Source organism: Dyella nitratireducens, assembly GCF_014642835.1.
Classification (GTDB): Bacteria; Pseudomonadota; Gammaproteobacteria; order Xanthomonadales; family Rhodanobacteraceae; genus Dyella_B; species Dyella_B nitratireducens.
Window position 1 is genome coordinate 1 of sequence record NZ_BMJA01000006.1, and the last position, 16223, is coordinate 16223.

The 16223-nt window shown below is 58.5% G+C and carries 9 protein-coding genes; 8 read left to right on the forward strand and 1 reads right to left on the reverse strand.

All coding sequences use genetic code 11. The annotated features are described in order from the left end of the window. The 4 genes from IEX75_RS21945 to IEX75_RS21960 all read left to right on the forward strand — a co-directional run. Positions 1-749: hypothetical protein (locus tag IEX75_RS21945; protein WP_188797802.1), on the forward strand; the 749-nt coding region annotated here is incomplete at its 5' end. A 184-nt stretch (positions 750-933) separates the two neighbouring features. Continuing rightward, on the forward strand, positions 934-2007 hold the full coding sequence (locus IEX75_RS21950) for a hypothetical protein (RefSeq protein ID WP_188797804.1): 1074 nt from the start codon (positions 934-936) through the stop codon (positions 2005-2007). Positions 2008-2317: 310 nt separating this feature from the next. Next, the gene (locus IEX75_RS21955; protein ID WP_188797806.1) at positions 2318-3478 is read left to right on the forward strand and encodes a hypothetical protein; all 1161 of its coding nucleotides are present in this window, start codon (positions 2318-2320) and stop codon (positions 3476-3478) included. A gap of 118 nt (positions 3479-3596) precedes the next feature. Beyond that, positions 3597-5408: a dermonecrotic toxin domain-containing protein gene (locus IEX75_RS21960; protein ID WP_188797808.1), complete on the forward strand. Its 1812-nt coding sequence runs from the start codon at positions 3597-3599 to the stop codon at positions 5406-5408. Positions 5409-5472: 64 nt separating this feature from the next. On the opposite strand, the gene IEX75_RS21965 is transcribed toward IEX75_RS21960, so the two are convergent. Next, positions 5473-6435, reverse strand: a complete 963-nt coding sequence (locus IEX75_RS21965) for a LacI family DNA-binding transcriptional regulator (RefSeq protein ID WP_188798216.1) — start codon at positions 6433-6435, stop codon at positions 5473-5475. Positions 6436-6745: 310 nt separating this feature from the next. Between IEX75_RS21965 and pgmB the strand changes: the two genes are divergently transcribed. From pgmB to IEX75_RS21985, 4 genes are all read left to right on the forward strand, one after another. After that, the gene (pgmB, locus tag IEX75_RS21970) at positions 6746-9763 is read left to right on the forward strand and encodes a beta-phosphoglucomutase (protein WP_229721022.1); all 3018 of its coding nucleotides are present in this window, start codon (positions 6746-6748) and stop codon (positions 9761-9763) included. Positions 9764-9824: 61 nt separating this feature from the next. Then, complete coding sequence (locus IEX75_RS21975; protein ID WP_188797810.1) at positions 9825-12392, forward strand: TonB-dependent receptor; 2568 nt, start codon at positions 9825-9827, stop codon at positions 12390-12392. A gap of 272 nt (positions 12393-12664) precedes the next feature. Next, positions 12665-13927, forward strand: a complete 1263-nt coding sequence (locus IEX75_RS21980; RefSeq protein ID WP_229721023.1) for an MFS transporter — start codon at positions 12665-12667, stop codon at positions 13925-13927. A gap of 45 nt (positions 13928-13972) precedes the next feature. Beyond that, entirely contained in the window at positions 13973-16219 is a 2247-nt protein-coding gene (locus IEX75_RS21985; protein WP_188797812.1) for a glycosyl hydrolase family 95 catalytic domain-containing protein, read from the forward strand. Positions 16220-16223: the final 4 nt, after the last annotated feature.

Below are 16223 nucleotides of genomic sequence, written 5' to 3' on the forward strand. Positions count from 1 at the left end.
CAGGCGGCGATGGCAATAGTTACGTGCGCATCGGTGACGATCATTATCAGGTGAGTTACGACAAGCAATGGCAGGGCTGGAAGGCCGTCGATCCTAACCGGCCCAGCGACCTCAGCAAGGGTGTACCGGTCAAGCTGGATGGCAAGGGAAGTGCGCAAGCGTTGCCCAAGCCGGGGCTCAAAGGTGGCATGGATGATGGTCAGCGTCCGGGGCCATCACAGTCGTCGAAGGGGGGCGGCCTTGATTCGGTCGTTGCCAAGCTTAGAGCACAGGGTGAAATCAAGCTGCGGGATGCGGCCAGACAATCAAAACTGAGATATGAAAAAGCCTCTCAAACGGCTGAGAACGCGAATCTAGAACGTCAGCAATCCTATGATCAGTATAAAAAAACCAAGGATAATTTCAGCAGCGTAGAGAAAGAGCAGGATCAATTAATAGCAATGCGTAATAATGAAAGCGATCCTTCAAAAAAGGCTGAATTCCAAAAGAAGGTAAAAAATATAACAAATAAAAAATCAGTAATTAATAATAAACTTAAAGAATACCATCAAGATTACATATCCAAAGGACGTAAACTTAATTCAGCAGCAAAAGCAATGGACGATGCATATAATGACTATTTCAAAGATAGACAATCTTACCTTGATACGTACCAATCCAATAAGCAGCAAGGCATAGCATCCACTAATCCTGACGAGTTCCCCAGGCCTGAAAAAAATATTATTCTATGGATCTTAGTTTATGAATAAATCACCACTTGCCTCCTCATTGGCGTCGAGTATCAGTCAGGCCATTCACTTTACTTCCGTCGCCAGGATGGCGTGAACGAACGGCTTAAAATCGACACCGTAGGTGATTATCTATTAAAAACATCCTTATATCATTAATCACATCTATCGACTTTATTCCATGTATTAAATAAGGACTTCGATTATGCCAAGTATGCATGGTTTATCCCATTCGTTTGCTCATTCAAGCGAGCACGGCATCCATTATGATGATCCGTCTCATTCATCCGAGACGAAGCCCAGCGGCGGAGGTGAAGGCGGACACATTCCGCTGAAGGTCACGCCGGAGCAAAACCCGTTCACGTCCGCCGCCAGTGGACTTCCCACCGACAGCACGCCGAAGAAGTCCATGCTGCAAAAGGTCACCTCGCCAACGAAACAGGGGGATTACGTCGTCGATACGAAAGCCCCCGCGGATGCGAACGGGAGCCGGCCGGTCTACCGGCGTGAGAACGACGACATCGGTACGCTCAAACCCACCCAGGAACGCGCCATCCCCGATGGGAAGGGCGGCTGGAAGATGGTGAGCGACGCGGATGCCGCCAAGCCAGCGAACGCTCCCGCCCTGCCGCCAGCGGCCAAGATCGATCCCAAGCAACTGGGGCCGCTCAACGACAAGGGGGTTTATCCAGGCGGCGATGGCAATAGTTACGTGCGTGTCGGTGACGATCATTATCGGGTGAGTTACGACCAGTCATTGAAGAGTTGGATGGTTGTCGATCCCAGCCGGCCCCACGACTTCAGCAGGAGCGTGCCGGTCAAGCTGGATGGCAAGGGGGGTGTTGAGAAGGTCTTGCCCAAGGCGGGGCTCAAAGGTGGCATGGATGATGGTCAGCGTCCGGGGTCATCAAAACAATCAAGCAGCCAGGGCTATCGGATGACACCGCACGACGAGCGGGACAAGGAGCATGTTGAGGTTCATGTCAACTGGGGAAGGCATGACCCGAGAGGTCCGGTTCCGGTCAGTGCCCGCGAGGTAAGAATTCCCGACCCCAATTTCGAAAATAAATGGCAAGACAGCACGGGTATCAAGCCGGGGAAGAGCTGGGTTAAATCTGGACAACATGGTCTTGAACCTTACACCCCTAAGCCGGGTGAGCGCCCGAAGTGGGACATCTTGGTGGATACCAAGGATCCACAGGGCAAGGTGACGACGGAATGGAAGTACTACCATGGTTCGCTTGGAAGTGATGACAAAAAAGGCGGCAGCTCTACATGAAACGCCGGCCAGCTGCCGTTTGGCAGGCTCGAGTTGCAAGTAAACACCACGCCATTGGCCCTTGTGGCCAATGGCCGAGGTTCAGCGTTTCAGGGCATGAGCGCTCGCGCTACGACAACTGCAGGATGTTTTCGAGAATGTCGTTGAGGCGGCTGTCATAGACGAGTACCACGCTTGGCGGGGGTTATTTCCCTAGGCTAAGGCCTTTCGCAGGATTATTGATATAAAAATATCTTTGTTATTAACAATATAATTTTTTATTTATCACATCCATCGACTTTATTCCATGTATTAAATAAGGACTTCGATTATGCCAGGTTTCCATTTTTCCTCTCATTCGGCCACTCATCCGATGGGTCATGGCATACATTATGACGAGCCGTCTCATCTATCCGGGGCGAAGTCCGAGCCCCCAGGGGAAGGCGGACACATTCCGCGGGAGGTCAAATCGGAGTCAAACCCGTTCACGGCCGCCACCAGCGGACTTTTCACCGAAAGCACGCCGAGGAAGTCCACGCTGCAAAAGGTCATCTCGCCAACTAAACAGGGAGATTACGTCGTCAATACGAAGGACCCCGCGGATGCGAACGGGACCCGGCCGGTCTACCTGCGTGATGACGACGACATCGCTACGCCCCAACCCACCCAGGAACGCGCCATCGCTGATGGGAAGGGAGGTTGGAAGATGGTGAGCGACGCGGATGCCGCCAAGCCAGCAAGCCATCCCGCCCTGTCGCCGGCGGCCAAGATCGATCCCAAGCGGCTGGGGTCACTCAACGACAAGGGGGTTTATCCAGGCGGAGATGGCAATAGTTATGTGCGCGTTGGTGACGATCATTATCAGGTGAGTTACGACCGCTCATTGAAGAGTTGGATGGTCGTCGATCCCAACCGGCCCCACGACTTCAGCAGGAGCGTGCCGGTCAAGCTGGATGGCAAAGGGAGTGCGGAAGCGTTGCCCAAGGCGGGACTGAAAGGGGGGAGCCTCCCCAAGACAAAAGCAGAGCGAATAGCTGAGGCTCAGGCAGCGGTGAATCAAACACAGGCCAAGAAGCAAACAGCTTATGCCGCCAAGCAAGAGGCCCTTCATAAGCACCAACAGATAGCGTCGGAGCAACTCGATACCAGTAGGCGAGCACAAGAGGCTGCAAGAACACGTGATGATCTGATTAGGCAAAAGAAGCAATGGCAACAATCTCTTCGCCGTGAAGGAGATCCTGTGCAACGTGAGGACCTCCAAGGGCGCCTGGCCCAGGCCCGACTACAGATAGCCTCCGTAAAACAGGAGATTGCAGTTTTCGATGACAAGCTGAGGTCTATCGATGAGCGACTTTCAGACGCCGCTGCGGATCGGTTGATAACTTCCGCCACTTACGCGCAGGCGTGGGAAGATCACTTTCGTGCTGAGCGGAGACTTACCCAGGCTTACCAAGCAGCACCTCGGCTCGGTAACTTAATAAACCTTGGTTAGATTCAGATCATTAAGCAGAAAACATGGGAAAACCTCAGCATCAGCGCTCGCCATATCGACGGGTGGCCACATCCATATCGCGCTGACTAAAACGCCCCATCATCCGGATATATGCATCATGGAATCATCCGCCATATCGTCTTCAAACACGCAATCTTCCCCGGTCACGTCGGAGCATCAGTCTTTCAAGCCCGCTGCGCAGGAAGCAAACCCTGCGATCACTTCAGGCAATCCGTCGTCATCCTTCGCCAAGGCATCCGGCAATACAACGCTATACAAGAACCAACAGTCCCAAGATGCAGCCAAGCCTTCCCCCTCGAATCAGCCCGCGCCTGAAAGCCAGGACGATCTGGTGCCCTTTGCCACGCCGGAGGATGAACGACGTTATCGAGAGCTCGCCACGCGGATCAACAACCATCCCCTTCCCAATGCACGCCAAGTGGCAAAGGAGTTCATCAAGGAAAGGCTGGGCGTCGATGGCGACACGATTTCGCTGGCACACTTTCCCAATGACGAAGCACGCGCGCAGGGCAAACCCGATTCGGTGCAGCTGCTGACCGATGCCGTCATGGATGCCTTCACGGGCCTGCAGGACCACGGCTCGCTCCCTGCGGCGGCGACCGTAGCTGGGGGTGTATTTCCCTCGCCAGGGCGCATCTTTGACGCTCTAATTCATGGCAACTTCTCTGCCACCTCTAAAGAATTTAGCAAATTCGGGAACCCTTTCAATGTGGATCTCGTAGGCAGCAGTATAAACATGTACATCGCCACGCACGGCGCCAAGGAAAACCTCAGGGATGTAGACGAAGCTTACGGCTTGTTTAAAAACAACGGAAAGGGGTATGTCAAGGAAAACAGCTACGAACTAAAACCTTCAGAGGTATACGACAAATTTCGTGCCGTCACCAACACTAGAGAGCTCCCTTATATCAAGGCATTGAACAAAAACATTTCCAACTACTGGAAGGATGAGAGAAAAGACTGGCCCACAGCCGCACGGATGGCTTGTGTTGCGGAGGCGCGCAATATGCTCAATGAGAGAATGCTGAGTCGAGAAGACTACAAGCTGTTCATGGAAGGCATGGCGCCGGGCGTGCCATTAAAAGCGAATGCTCCGGTGACTTTCGAGCAAATCAGCACGCCTATGCCACCGGACCCATCCGTTACCGTCCAGCGTTTGGATATCAACGGCTATCAAGCCACCAATATCTATCGCGTCAAGCGCGCGGACGGAAGCGGAGTGATGTATGCCCCGGGAAGTAAGCCGCCGATCGTGCCATTTCGCCATAAAGACGATGAACTCAACTGGATCAAGACCCAGGCCAACGATCCGGCCATGAAGACCGACAAGGCCAAGAAGGCCAAGAAGGAGGCTTTGCTCGGCTATTTTTCCCGCTATGACCGCATGGATGGCACATTCCACTCCGGTGTGGAAACGGGGCTCGATAAGCTGGTCAATGGCTCATGGGCGCCGGCTTATCTCAATTACAATGACCACACCGGCAAGAACGACGTCAAAAGCGATGTATTCGAAGATATGGCCACGCGAACGGAAAACAGGTTGGCTAAGGATGCATACATGGAAACAAACAATGCTTGGGACGGATGGAAAAAAACGATAAATAATGCCGCTTTAGTGTTTGGTCCGCTTGGCGGCCCCGTGCAAATGGGCCTCGGGATAGACACCGTCTCGCATCCCAAGAATGCTGATGACCTTAAAGAAGGCGTGATTAATATTGTTGATGGCGCCATCTTCACTGCCATGGACCTTGGCGAGCGCGTCGGAGGCGCCAAACCTGGAGGCAGCGGCCACTACGACATCCACAAGGCGGAGAAGTCGAACGCAACGGGCGGCGATGCCCAGGGCTCGGTGGCCAGCGATGCGCCATCGCCCGTCTCGCCCACCAGTTACCAAAGCCGCAAAAGCTAGCACTGCCATGAAACACCGAGCACGGTGCACTTCTATCCATCACGCCCGGTGCAAGCGAACTCGCTTACGTTGACCGCACCACCAAGGTCGTCGCCATCATCTGCGATTGCACTACCTGCCCATGAATCATCGCCAGCACCTTGCGCGCCAACAGCACGCCGCCTTCCTGCCAGTTCTGCCGCATGCTGCTCAGCGGCGGCAGGAAAGTCGCGCCCAATGGGGTGTCGTCGTAACCGATCACGGAAACGTCATTCGGCACTGACTGTCCAAGCTCGACCAGTGCACGGATTGCGCCCATCGCCAGCAAGTCGCTGCAGGCGAAGATCGCATCGAAACGCACCTTGCGCGCCGCCAGCGAACGCACGGCGTCGACGCCCGACTCCAGGGTGAAATCATCTCTGCGCAAGAGCAGTGGCTTGATGCCATGACGGGCCAGTTCATCGACGAAGCCGAACAGGCGCTGTGCCATTTCCGGATGGTCGGGGTTGCCGATGAAAACCGGATGCCGCCGTCCGATGGAAAGGAAACGCTCGGCCGCCATGATGCCGCCCTGGTGATTGTCGCTGCCGACGACAGTATGGTTGTCCCCGCCCTCCCCGGCCGCGCCCCATACCACCATCGGCAGGCCGAGCTTGTCGTAGAGATGCACCGCATCCTGGCGCACGCCCTGACCCAGCAGAATCAAACCATCCGCCGCCTGCACCGCGGCGTGGGAGGCTCCCTGCCGGGTGGTCAGCAGCACGCTGTAGCCGGCCGATGTGAGCTCCTGCGAGATACCGCCGAGCAATGACAGGGGATAGGGATCCCACATGGTGCGCTCGGATGACGGCGTCATCTCCACGATGACCGCCACCGTGTGGCTGCGCCGCAAACGCAGGTTGCGTGCACTTACATTTAACTTGTAGCCATGTTTGCGTGCCAGCGCCTGGACCCGCTCCCGGGTTTCCGGATTGACCAGCGGGCTTTCGCTCAGGGCTCGCGACACGGTGATCTTGGATACCCCTGCCAATTTGGCCAAGTCCGCCATGGTGGGGCTGGGACGTTGCGCAAGAGGTTGTTTTTTCTTGGCCTTCGTCAAGCGGCGACCCTCTTCCTTTCATCGACTGGAGTGCACGCTGGTGCCGTGCACGGCAAGTGTGCCGGAGGGGCGCCCATTCCTCCAAGGTGGCCCTCCCCTGCGACGACGTTTTCGACACGCCGGCAGGCGCATCATGCTGCGACGCAGCGATGATATCGATATCTTGATATCGATATCATTCACTTTGTATGCTCGCGCCCCATGGCCGAGCCCGGCCGCTGACAAGACCAATCAAAAAGAGATGCCAAGGGGAGAATGCGTGCACAGCAACGATGCACAAGCGATAGCCATGGAGCCGGCGCACCAGGCATCTCCTGATCCCTGGCGGGTCGTGCATGCGCGGCGCCCCCTGGCCTACGAGCTGGCCAAGCTGGAAAGCCTGTATGCACTCGCCAACGGCACGCTCGGCGTGCGTGGCGGGTTGGAAGAAGACCGCAGCCCCACCCAAGGCAGCTTTCTGACCGGCGTATGGGAACGCACGCCGATCGAGTACCACGAGCGCTTCCCGGGCTTTGCCCGCAGCACCGATACCCGCATCCCCGTACCCGATGGCACCCGCATCGGCTTGCGCCTGGGCGATGTACCGGTCCATCTGCGCGAAGGCGAATGGCTGGCCTTTGAGCAGGCGCTGGATCTACGCGCCGGCAGCCTGGAACGAAGCCTGCGCTGGCGCTCCCCCAGCGGCTCTACCATCGAGATCCATGCCGAGCGCATCGTCCCCCTGCAGACGCCGAATCTGCTGTGCATCCGCTACCGGGTCACCTCCGTCGACTACACCGGTCCGCTCACGCTGGAGTCGGCGATCGTCGCCAGCATCAACGCCGCCGAACAAGGCGATGACCCGCGTATCGGTACGCGCATCAAAGGCGGCCTGAGCGTCACCGCCTCAGACGCCGACCGCACCCTGGCTTCGATCTGCCAGCGCACGCAGAACAGCCACATCCGCCTGGCCTGCGGCCAGCGGCACCGCGTGACGCAAAGCAACCTGGCCTTCGCCCGCGCCATCATCGAAGACAGCGAAGGCGTGCAGCAGCACTACGTGGCGGACCTGCGCCCCGGCGACAGCGTGGTGCTGGAAAAATTCGTGGCCTACGCGTGCAGCCGCCCCGAAGGCGGCGATACCGAAGCGTCCCTGCTCGACAGCGTCGCCACGGCGCTTGAGCGCGCGCTAACCGTGGACTTCGATACCCATCGCGCAGAACAGGCGCGCGCCTGCGCCGCGTTCTGGCAGGACGCGGACCTGGACATTCACGGCGACTCCGCCGTCGAGCAGGCGCTGCGCTTCAATCTGTTCCACCTGATGCAATCCACGCCGCGTGACGGCAGCGGCAGCGCTGCCGCGAAAGGCCTCACCGGCGAAGGTTACGAAGGGCATTATTTCTGGGATGCGGAAGCCTTCATCTTGCCGGTGCTGGCATTCACCACCCCCGAGCACGCGCGCAGCATGCTCGAGTACCGCATCAACACGCTTGATCGCGCACGCAATCACGCACGCGAAATGAATCACCCGACCGGTGCGCTGTACGCGTGGCGCACCATCAGCGGCGATGAATGTTCCGCCTATTTCCCGTCCGGCTCCGCGCAATACCACATCAATGCCGCGATCGCCTTCGCGATCCGCCTATATGTGGAAGCCACGGGCGATATCGATTTCCTGGTGCGCGGCGGTGCCGAAGTGCTATTCGAAACCGCGCGCCTGTGGCATCACGTGGGCAACTTCAATCCGCGCCGCGGGAATGCTTTCTGCATCTGTCAGGTGACCGGCCCGGACGAATACACCGCGCTGGTCGACAACAACTACTACACCAACCACATGGCGCAGCAACATTTGCGCTATGCCGCCTCGGTGGCGTCACTGCTTGGCCGCGAACGGCCGCAGGATTACACGCGTATCGCCGCACAGCTTGAACTGTCCGATAAGGAAATCGCCGCATGGCTGGCGGCGGCGGACGCGATGTACCTGCCGGTCGATGCAGAGTTGGGCATCTTTCCGCAGGACGACGACTTCCTCAACAAGCCGCGCCTGCCGATCGCACGCCCGACCGAACACGGCCACCGTCCGCTGTTGCTGCAGTTGCATCCGCTGACGATCTATCGCCATCAAGTTTGCAAGCAAGCCGACGTACTGCAAGCCTTCGTACTCGCCGGCAACACCATCAACGTCGAAAGCAAGCGCCGCAATTTCGATTACTACGAAAGCGTCACCGTGCACGACTCCACCCTATCGGCATCCACGTTCAGCATCGTTGCCGCCGAAGTGGGTTATGCGCAGAAGGCATACGGCTATTTTCTCGACACGCTGCGCGTGGATCTGGACAACCTGCACGGCAACACCTCGCACGGCGTGCACATGGCGGCGATGGCGGGTAGCTGGCTGGCATTGACCTGGGGCTTCGGCGGCATGCGCGTCGTCGATGGACGCCCAGCCTTCGCTCCCACCCTGCCCGCAGCGTGGGGCAGCTATCGCTTCGGCGTGCGCTGGCGCGATCACCATATTCGCGTCGCCGTTAAAAAAGATCGCGTGGAATACACGCTTACCCAAGGCGTGCAGCTCGACATTCTCCACCGCGGCAAGACGGTGGTGCTGCACGCCGGCCATACCGTCAATCTTCCCCTGCATGCATCAGCGCGCCCTGAAGTGAAGGGCGTCATCTTCGATCTGGACGGCGTGATTGCCGACACCGCAATCGTTCACCACGCCGCATGGAAACGCCTTGCACTAGAAATCGGCGTCGCCTTCGACGATGCCATCGGCGAGCGTATCAAGGGCGTCGATCGCCGCGGTTCGCTGGACATTCTGCTGGAGCGCGCACCGCACGCGTATTCGGAAGACGAAAAAGAAGCGCTCGCCTCGCGCAAGAACGAATACTACAAGCAGCAGATCGAAACATTCGGCCCTCAAAACTTGTTGCCTGGCGCGCGCCACGCTGTCGAATCGGTGCGCCGCACGGGCCTGAAAACCGCGCTGGCTTCCGCCAGCCGCAACGCACCTCTTTTGCTGGAAAGGCTCGGCATCGCGGAATTGTTCGACTACGTGGTGGATGCCAACCACATCAGTCGCGCCAAACCCGATCCCGAGATTTTCCTGGCCGCCGCGCGCGGCCTCGGCTTGGAGCCGAGCGAATGTATCGGCGTGGAGGACGCCGCGGCAGGGATCGCCAGCATTCACGCTGCGGGAATGAAGGCGGTAGGAGTAGGCCAGGCACAGGCATTGGCCGAGGCGGATCTGCTGTTGGCGGACGTTGCCGCGTTCGACATCAGTCTGTTCACAACATAAGCGGCTAACAGACGCAGTAACGCCGCGCCATCACAAACAAAACAGTTGGGGAGAACGTTCGATGAAGACCAAGCCACTCACACGCGTTGCGTTATCGGCGGCGATCACGGCCACGCTGATGTCCGGCGCGGCCTATGCGCAAGATAACGCTCAAACGCAAGCCACTTCGACAACCCCGTCCACGACGGCCCCTGCGCAAAACAGCAATTCGCAGCGGTCCAACAACGGCAACAACAAGAACGTATCGACACTGCAACAGGTCGTGGTCACCGGCACGGCCACCTTCGGCGGTATCAAGAAGATCGACGCCGCTTACTCGATCACCTCGATGAGCGCACAGCAGATCAAGCAAGCCAACCCTGTCAGCGCGGCCGATCTGCTGAAATCATCCCCTGGCGTGTATCCCGAATCGTCGGGCGGCCAGACCGGCGCGAACATCGAAGTGGCCGGCTTCCCGGGCGGCGGCGACGCACCCTATGCCACCTTCCAGCTCAACGGCAGTCCGCTGTATCCGCAGTCGAATCTGTCGTTCATGGATCAATCCACCATGTTCCGCCTCGATGACACCATCGACCGCGCCGAAATCGTGCAAGGCGGCCCATCGGTGCTGTACGGCAACGGCCAGCCTGGCGTCACGGCCAACTTCCTCTTGAAGGAAGGCACCGACGTTCCCTCCGGTGATATCGGCTTTACCTACGGCACCGATAACACACAGCGTATCGATGGCTTCATCGGCTTCAAGATTGCCGACGGCTGGTACGGCAGCGTGGGTGGCTTCTGGCGTCGCGACAACATCCGCGATCCGCAATTCGCCGCCGACAAAGGTGGCCAGCTAACCGCCACGTTGTCGCGCGACTGGGATAACGGCTCGTTGATGTTCTATGCGCGTGCGCTGAAAGACCACAACCAGTTCGTGACCGACACGCCGATTCTCAATTCGGGCAAGGGTCAGTTTTCCGATTATCCAGGCTTCAGCCCGCTGACCGGCACGTTCGGCAGCAAGGCCGACCAGTACGAATTCATTGGGACTACACCTTGCGGCACGCCCGGGTGCACACCCGGTGGCGAAAACGTCAATCTGGCCAAGGGCCGCGGCGCCGACTTGCGTACGTTTGGCGCGAATTTCGACTGGGATTTCGGCAACGGCTGGTCGCTGTCCGACAAACTGGGCTTCACCGCCGGTGAGTTGAACACCATCTCGTTCTTCAGCACGGGTTCGAACCCCACCTCGTTGGCTTCCTACATCGCCAGCCAGGTGGCCTCGGACGTCACCTCGGGCCAGTTGCCTGCTGGCACGTACACCGCCACAGCCAACTACACCAACGGCCAGGCGGCCGACATGAACCAGAACGTCACCCAGCAAGGCCTGTGGTACGTACGCAAAAACCTCGAATCGTTCAGCAACGAATTCCATGTCAGCGATGAATTGTTCGAAGGCAATACGCTGACGCTGGGCAACTGGACGGCCGTCTATCAGGATCACGACACCTGGTTCCTTGGCAACAACATGTTGCTGCAGGCGATTACCAATCCCAATCCCATCGTGGTGACGCTCAACAACGGTGTGAACACCTACGATCTGACCGACCCGCAAGGTTTTGTCAGTGGCGTTTCCACGGCCGTCAAACAACGCTGGCACGGCTTCAATACCGCGTTTTTTGCGACGGATACCTGGAAGATCGGCGACAACTGGCTGATCGACGGCGGCCTTCGTGTGGAGCGCCAGACGTCCAACGGCGCCATCGCCAACACCGCCTCATACGACCTGGATAACAATCCGCTCACCCTCTACAACAACAGCTCCCAGTACTTCGCGCCTGGGAACAAATACATCAACTACGAGAAGACGGAGAAATCCTGGACGCTGGGCGCCAACTATGAGTTCAATCCCAACATGAGCGCCTATGTACGCGCGAATCTGGGCGTGCACTTCCCCGATTTCGACGACCTGCGCGGCCTGCCCACCACACCGGTGCAGAAGATCAGGAACTACGAAATCGGCTTCAAATACCAGGCCGACTGGATTTACGCCGACCTCTCTGCGTATCGCCGTCTGTTCTATAACGTGCCGTACACCATTACCACGGACACCGGCCAGAACACCTACGTATACGGTGCGCAGAGCAAGGGTGTGAACTTCACCACCACGGTGAAACCCTTCGAGCATGCGTCGATCCTCTTCTCCGGCGACTACATGGACGGCCATTACTACCGTTACATCGGTTGCATCACCTATGCGACGCAGAGCGGTGGCACCGCCTGCACCAGCATCAACGGCATGCAGTTGCAGCGTCAGCCGAAGTTCCAGTTCCGCCTGACACCGTCGTACGACATCCCCACCAGCTTCGGCGATATCAAGGCGTGGATCACCTATGAATACGTCGGCAACCGCTACGGCGATCTGATCCAGCAGCAGCCACTGGGCAATTACTACGACCTCGCCTTCGGCGTGCAAGCGAACGTCGGCCAGCACTGGGTCTATAGCGTGCAGGGCACCAACATCACCAACCAGATCGGCATTACCGAGGGCAATGCTCGCCTGTTCGGCTTCGCCAGTTCCGGCGGCGTGATTCTGGCCCGCTCGATCTGGGGCCGGCAGATCTCGGGGCAGATCAAGTACAACTTCTGATGTGCTTTCCTTCCTCTCCCTCGTTGTTAATCAACGAGGGAGAGGGAGTTTGATGTGTTGTTAGCCGCCCTCCCCTCCTTTGGGCAACCATGGCTGGAACCCGTGTCCGGCCATGGACTTTCCCTCCATAAGTCGTTGTAGAGTCGTGTAGGTTGGGGTGCAAACCCCAACACTGCCATGTCGACCAAGATCGCGATGTTGGGGTTTGCACCCCAGCCTACGATCTGTGAGGGGGTTGTTTCGCCATGCATTTCGTCACCAGGCAGGTCGCCATGAACCGATTCCGCATGATCGCCGCGCTCGCCCTGATCTACATGGTCTTTGCGATTTTGCTCAACAGCGTCGGCACGGTCATCCTGCAATCGATCTATACCTTCGGCGTCGACAAGCCGCAGGCGAGCCTGCTGGAGCTGTTCAAGGACCTGCCGGTCGCGGTCACCTCTTTCCTGGTTGCTTCGTTTCTTCCCCTGCTTGGCTATCGGCGCGCGATGATGATCGCGCTGGGCATCGTTGCCTGCGCCTGCGTGCTGATGCCGTTGTATCCGAGCTTCCACACCACGGAGCTATTGTTCACTTGCGTTGGCGTGTCGTTCGCGCTGACCAAGGTGGCGGTGTATTCCTCGATCGGGCTGCTCACCAATGATCGCAGCGAGCACGGCCGGCTTACCAATACGGTCGAAGGCTTGTTCATGATCGGCGTGCTGATCGCCGGCTGGCTGTTCAGTGCCTTCGTCGATCATGGGAAGCCGGCGAATCCATCCTGGCTGAATGTCTACTGGGTGCTGGCCGTGATCTGCGTGCTGGTCATCGCGCTGCTGGCTACATCGCGCCTGGACGAGTCGGCTGCTCGCACCGAAGAAACCAAATCCATGCACGGCTCGCTGCTGGAGATGCTACATCTGTTCCTGCGCCCGCTGGTCTATGTGTTCCTGGCATCGGCATTTCTGTACGTGCTGATCGAACAGAGCTTCAGCACCTGGCTGCCGACCTTCAACAACGAAATCCTCAAGCTGCCCAATGCCATGAGCATCCAGATGGCGACCATTCTGGCCGGCGCCTCGGCAGTTGGCCGCCTCGTCGCAGGCCAACTCTTGCGGCGCATGCGGTGGTACGCCTTGCTAAACATCTGCGTGCTCGGCATGGGTCTGCTGGTCATGCTGACCTTGCCGTTGGCGCACGGCGTCGTAGCGCGTGCAGATATCGGTTGGTTGAACGCGCCGACGGCGGCTTATCTGATCCCGCTGATTGGCGTGCTGATGGCGCCGATCTATCCGGTGATCAATTCGGTGGCACTCAGCTCGCTGCCCAAGCCAGCCCACGCGGCGATGACGGGCCTGATCGTCATCTTCTCCGCGCTTGGCGGAACCTTGGGCTCGCGCATCACCGCCATCGTCTTTTCACGTTTCGACGGTATCCACGCGTTCTACTTTTCGCTGGTGCCGATGTTGCTGATCCTGGTCACGCTATTCTTCTTCAAGCGTGAAACCGATCGCGCCGGCACCACCACGGTCAGCATCACGCTGGCCGGCAAATAGCGCTTTCTGGAGCGAAGCGCATCACGCACTATCGCTGGAGTTCTCATGAGCTTTCGTTACCTTGGCCTGTCTGGCCTGCTTTTCGCCGCACTTGCTGCAACGTCCGCCTGCTTCGCGGCCACGGATCCAAGCTTCGTGCTCACTGGTACGTCGGATAACTTCGGCAGCTACTTCCCCAGCTATCTCGCCAACGGCTACTTCTCCACCATGACCTCGCCGCGCGGCACCGAGCCTACGCGCGCTTACATGGTCGCGTTCATGGATTACGATAAAAGCGATATCTCGCGTCCCGCCGCCATTCCCGGCTGGAGCGAGGTCGACTACAACCCAGGCGGTGGCTGGATCAATTCAACACGCCTGGACCAGAAGATTTTTGCGAACTACACGCAAACGCTCGACATGTACGACGGCACGCTCACCACGCGCTACCGCTTCGACTACGCCAACAAATCGACCGACGTGAAGGTCACCACCTTCGTCAGCCAGGCCGATACGCATCTTGCGGCCACCCAGTTCACCATCACGCCGCATTTCGATGGCAGCGTGGAGCTAACCTTTCCTATTCGCTTGTGGTCCGAGCATCAACCGCGCTTTCCGATCGGCAGCATGACCGGCGACCAGATGATCGCGGCCGTCATTGCCAGCGGCCAGAATCTGGACAACAAGCCGGTGCCGACGCCTGATCGTGCAGCCGTGTGGTATCCGGGTTATACGGAAGTGCTCAACCATGATGGTGATACCAGGACGTTGACGCTGTGGCTAAACGGCCGCGCCAAGCAAGGGTTGAGCATGGCGGAAGCGGCAGCCATTGAGCTGCCGACATCGCTGGACATCCAGAGCGTGAAACTCGACAAGACGTCCGACCTGTTGTCGCTGCACATCACCGCCAAGGTGAAACAAGGCACCACGTATACCTTCACCAAATACCTTGCTGCCTCCCGCCAGGATTGGGGCGGCGACGCCAAGGCCGATGTGGCGCTTGCCGAAAAGGCCCGCTCCACCGGCTTCGACACCTTGCTCGCCAGGCACCAGGCGGCATGGCATGAACTGTGGAAATCGGACATCGTGGTGGATGGCGATCCGGCCGTGCAGAAAGCCGTGCACTCCGATCTGTATTACTTGCTCGCCAACACCACGGTGGGCACTGCGTGGCCGATGGGCGCTTGCGCGCTGACACCGAACTACGCGGGCCACGCGTTCTGGGACAGCGATTCGTGGGTATTTCCCGCGCTGCTGCTGTTGCATCCGGAGCGCGCCAAACCGATCGTGATGTTCCGCCATCGCACCATGCAGCCGGCGCGCGAGCGCGCCATCCAATACGGCGCGAAAGGCACCATGTATCCGTGGGAAGCCGACCCGCAGACCGGCGTGGACAACACGCCGCATTTTGCCTACGGCGTGTACCGCGAAATCCACGTCAATGCGGACATCGCGATAGCGCAATGGCAGTACTACCTTGCCAGCGACGACAAGGAGTGGCTGAAGCAGGACGGCTGGCCGGTGATCCGCGAGATCGCCCAGTTCTGGGCCAGCCGCGTCACCTACGACAAGGCGACGGATCGCTACGAAATCATGCACGTCACGTCGCCTGACGAAGCCTACGATGACGTACCGAACGACTCCTTCACCAACGCCGCCGCGCGCAAAGCGTTGCGGATTGCGATCGAAGCGGCCAAGACGGTCGGCGAGCCGGCCGATCCGCAGTGGTCGCAGATTGCCGACAAGATGTACATCCCGTTCCTGGACAAGGAACAGCGGCATCTGGATTTCGACCAGTCGGTGCCGCACGACAAGATCACCTGGATGGGTTCCTCGCTCGCGTGGCTGATGTATCCCAACCTCGACCTGCCGATGTCGGAGACCGTGCGCCGCAACGATTTCGACTTCCAGCTGCATGAGCTGAAAGTGCATGGCGACGATCCCAACGAGATGATGATGGTGATGCTCGCCGTGGGCGCCTCCGAACTGGGCGATGCCAAAACCGCCGGCGATTGGATTCAACGCAACCTGGCCGGCTTCCTGAAACCGCCGTTCAACGTGCGCACGGAAACGGTGGCGAACAACGCCGGCTATATTCTCGCGACCTCGTCCGGTTTTTTGCAGAGCATGATCTACGGTCTGACTGGCTTGCGCATCGACGACAAAGGCCTTGATGCGGCCTATGCGCCGGTGCTGCCGCCGAACTGGACGTCGCTGAAGCTTCAGCGCGTCAGTTTCCGCGGCAAGCAGTACGACATAACCATCACACGCAATGCGGAAGGCAAGGCGGAGTTGACCCGCACGGCCCTGTAACAAC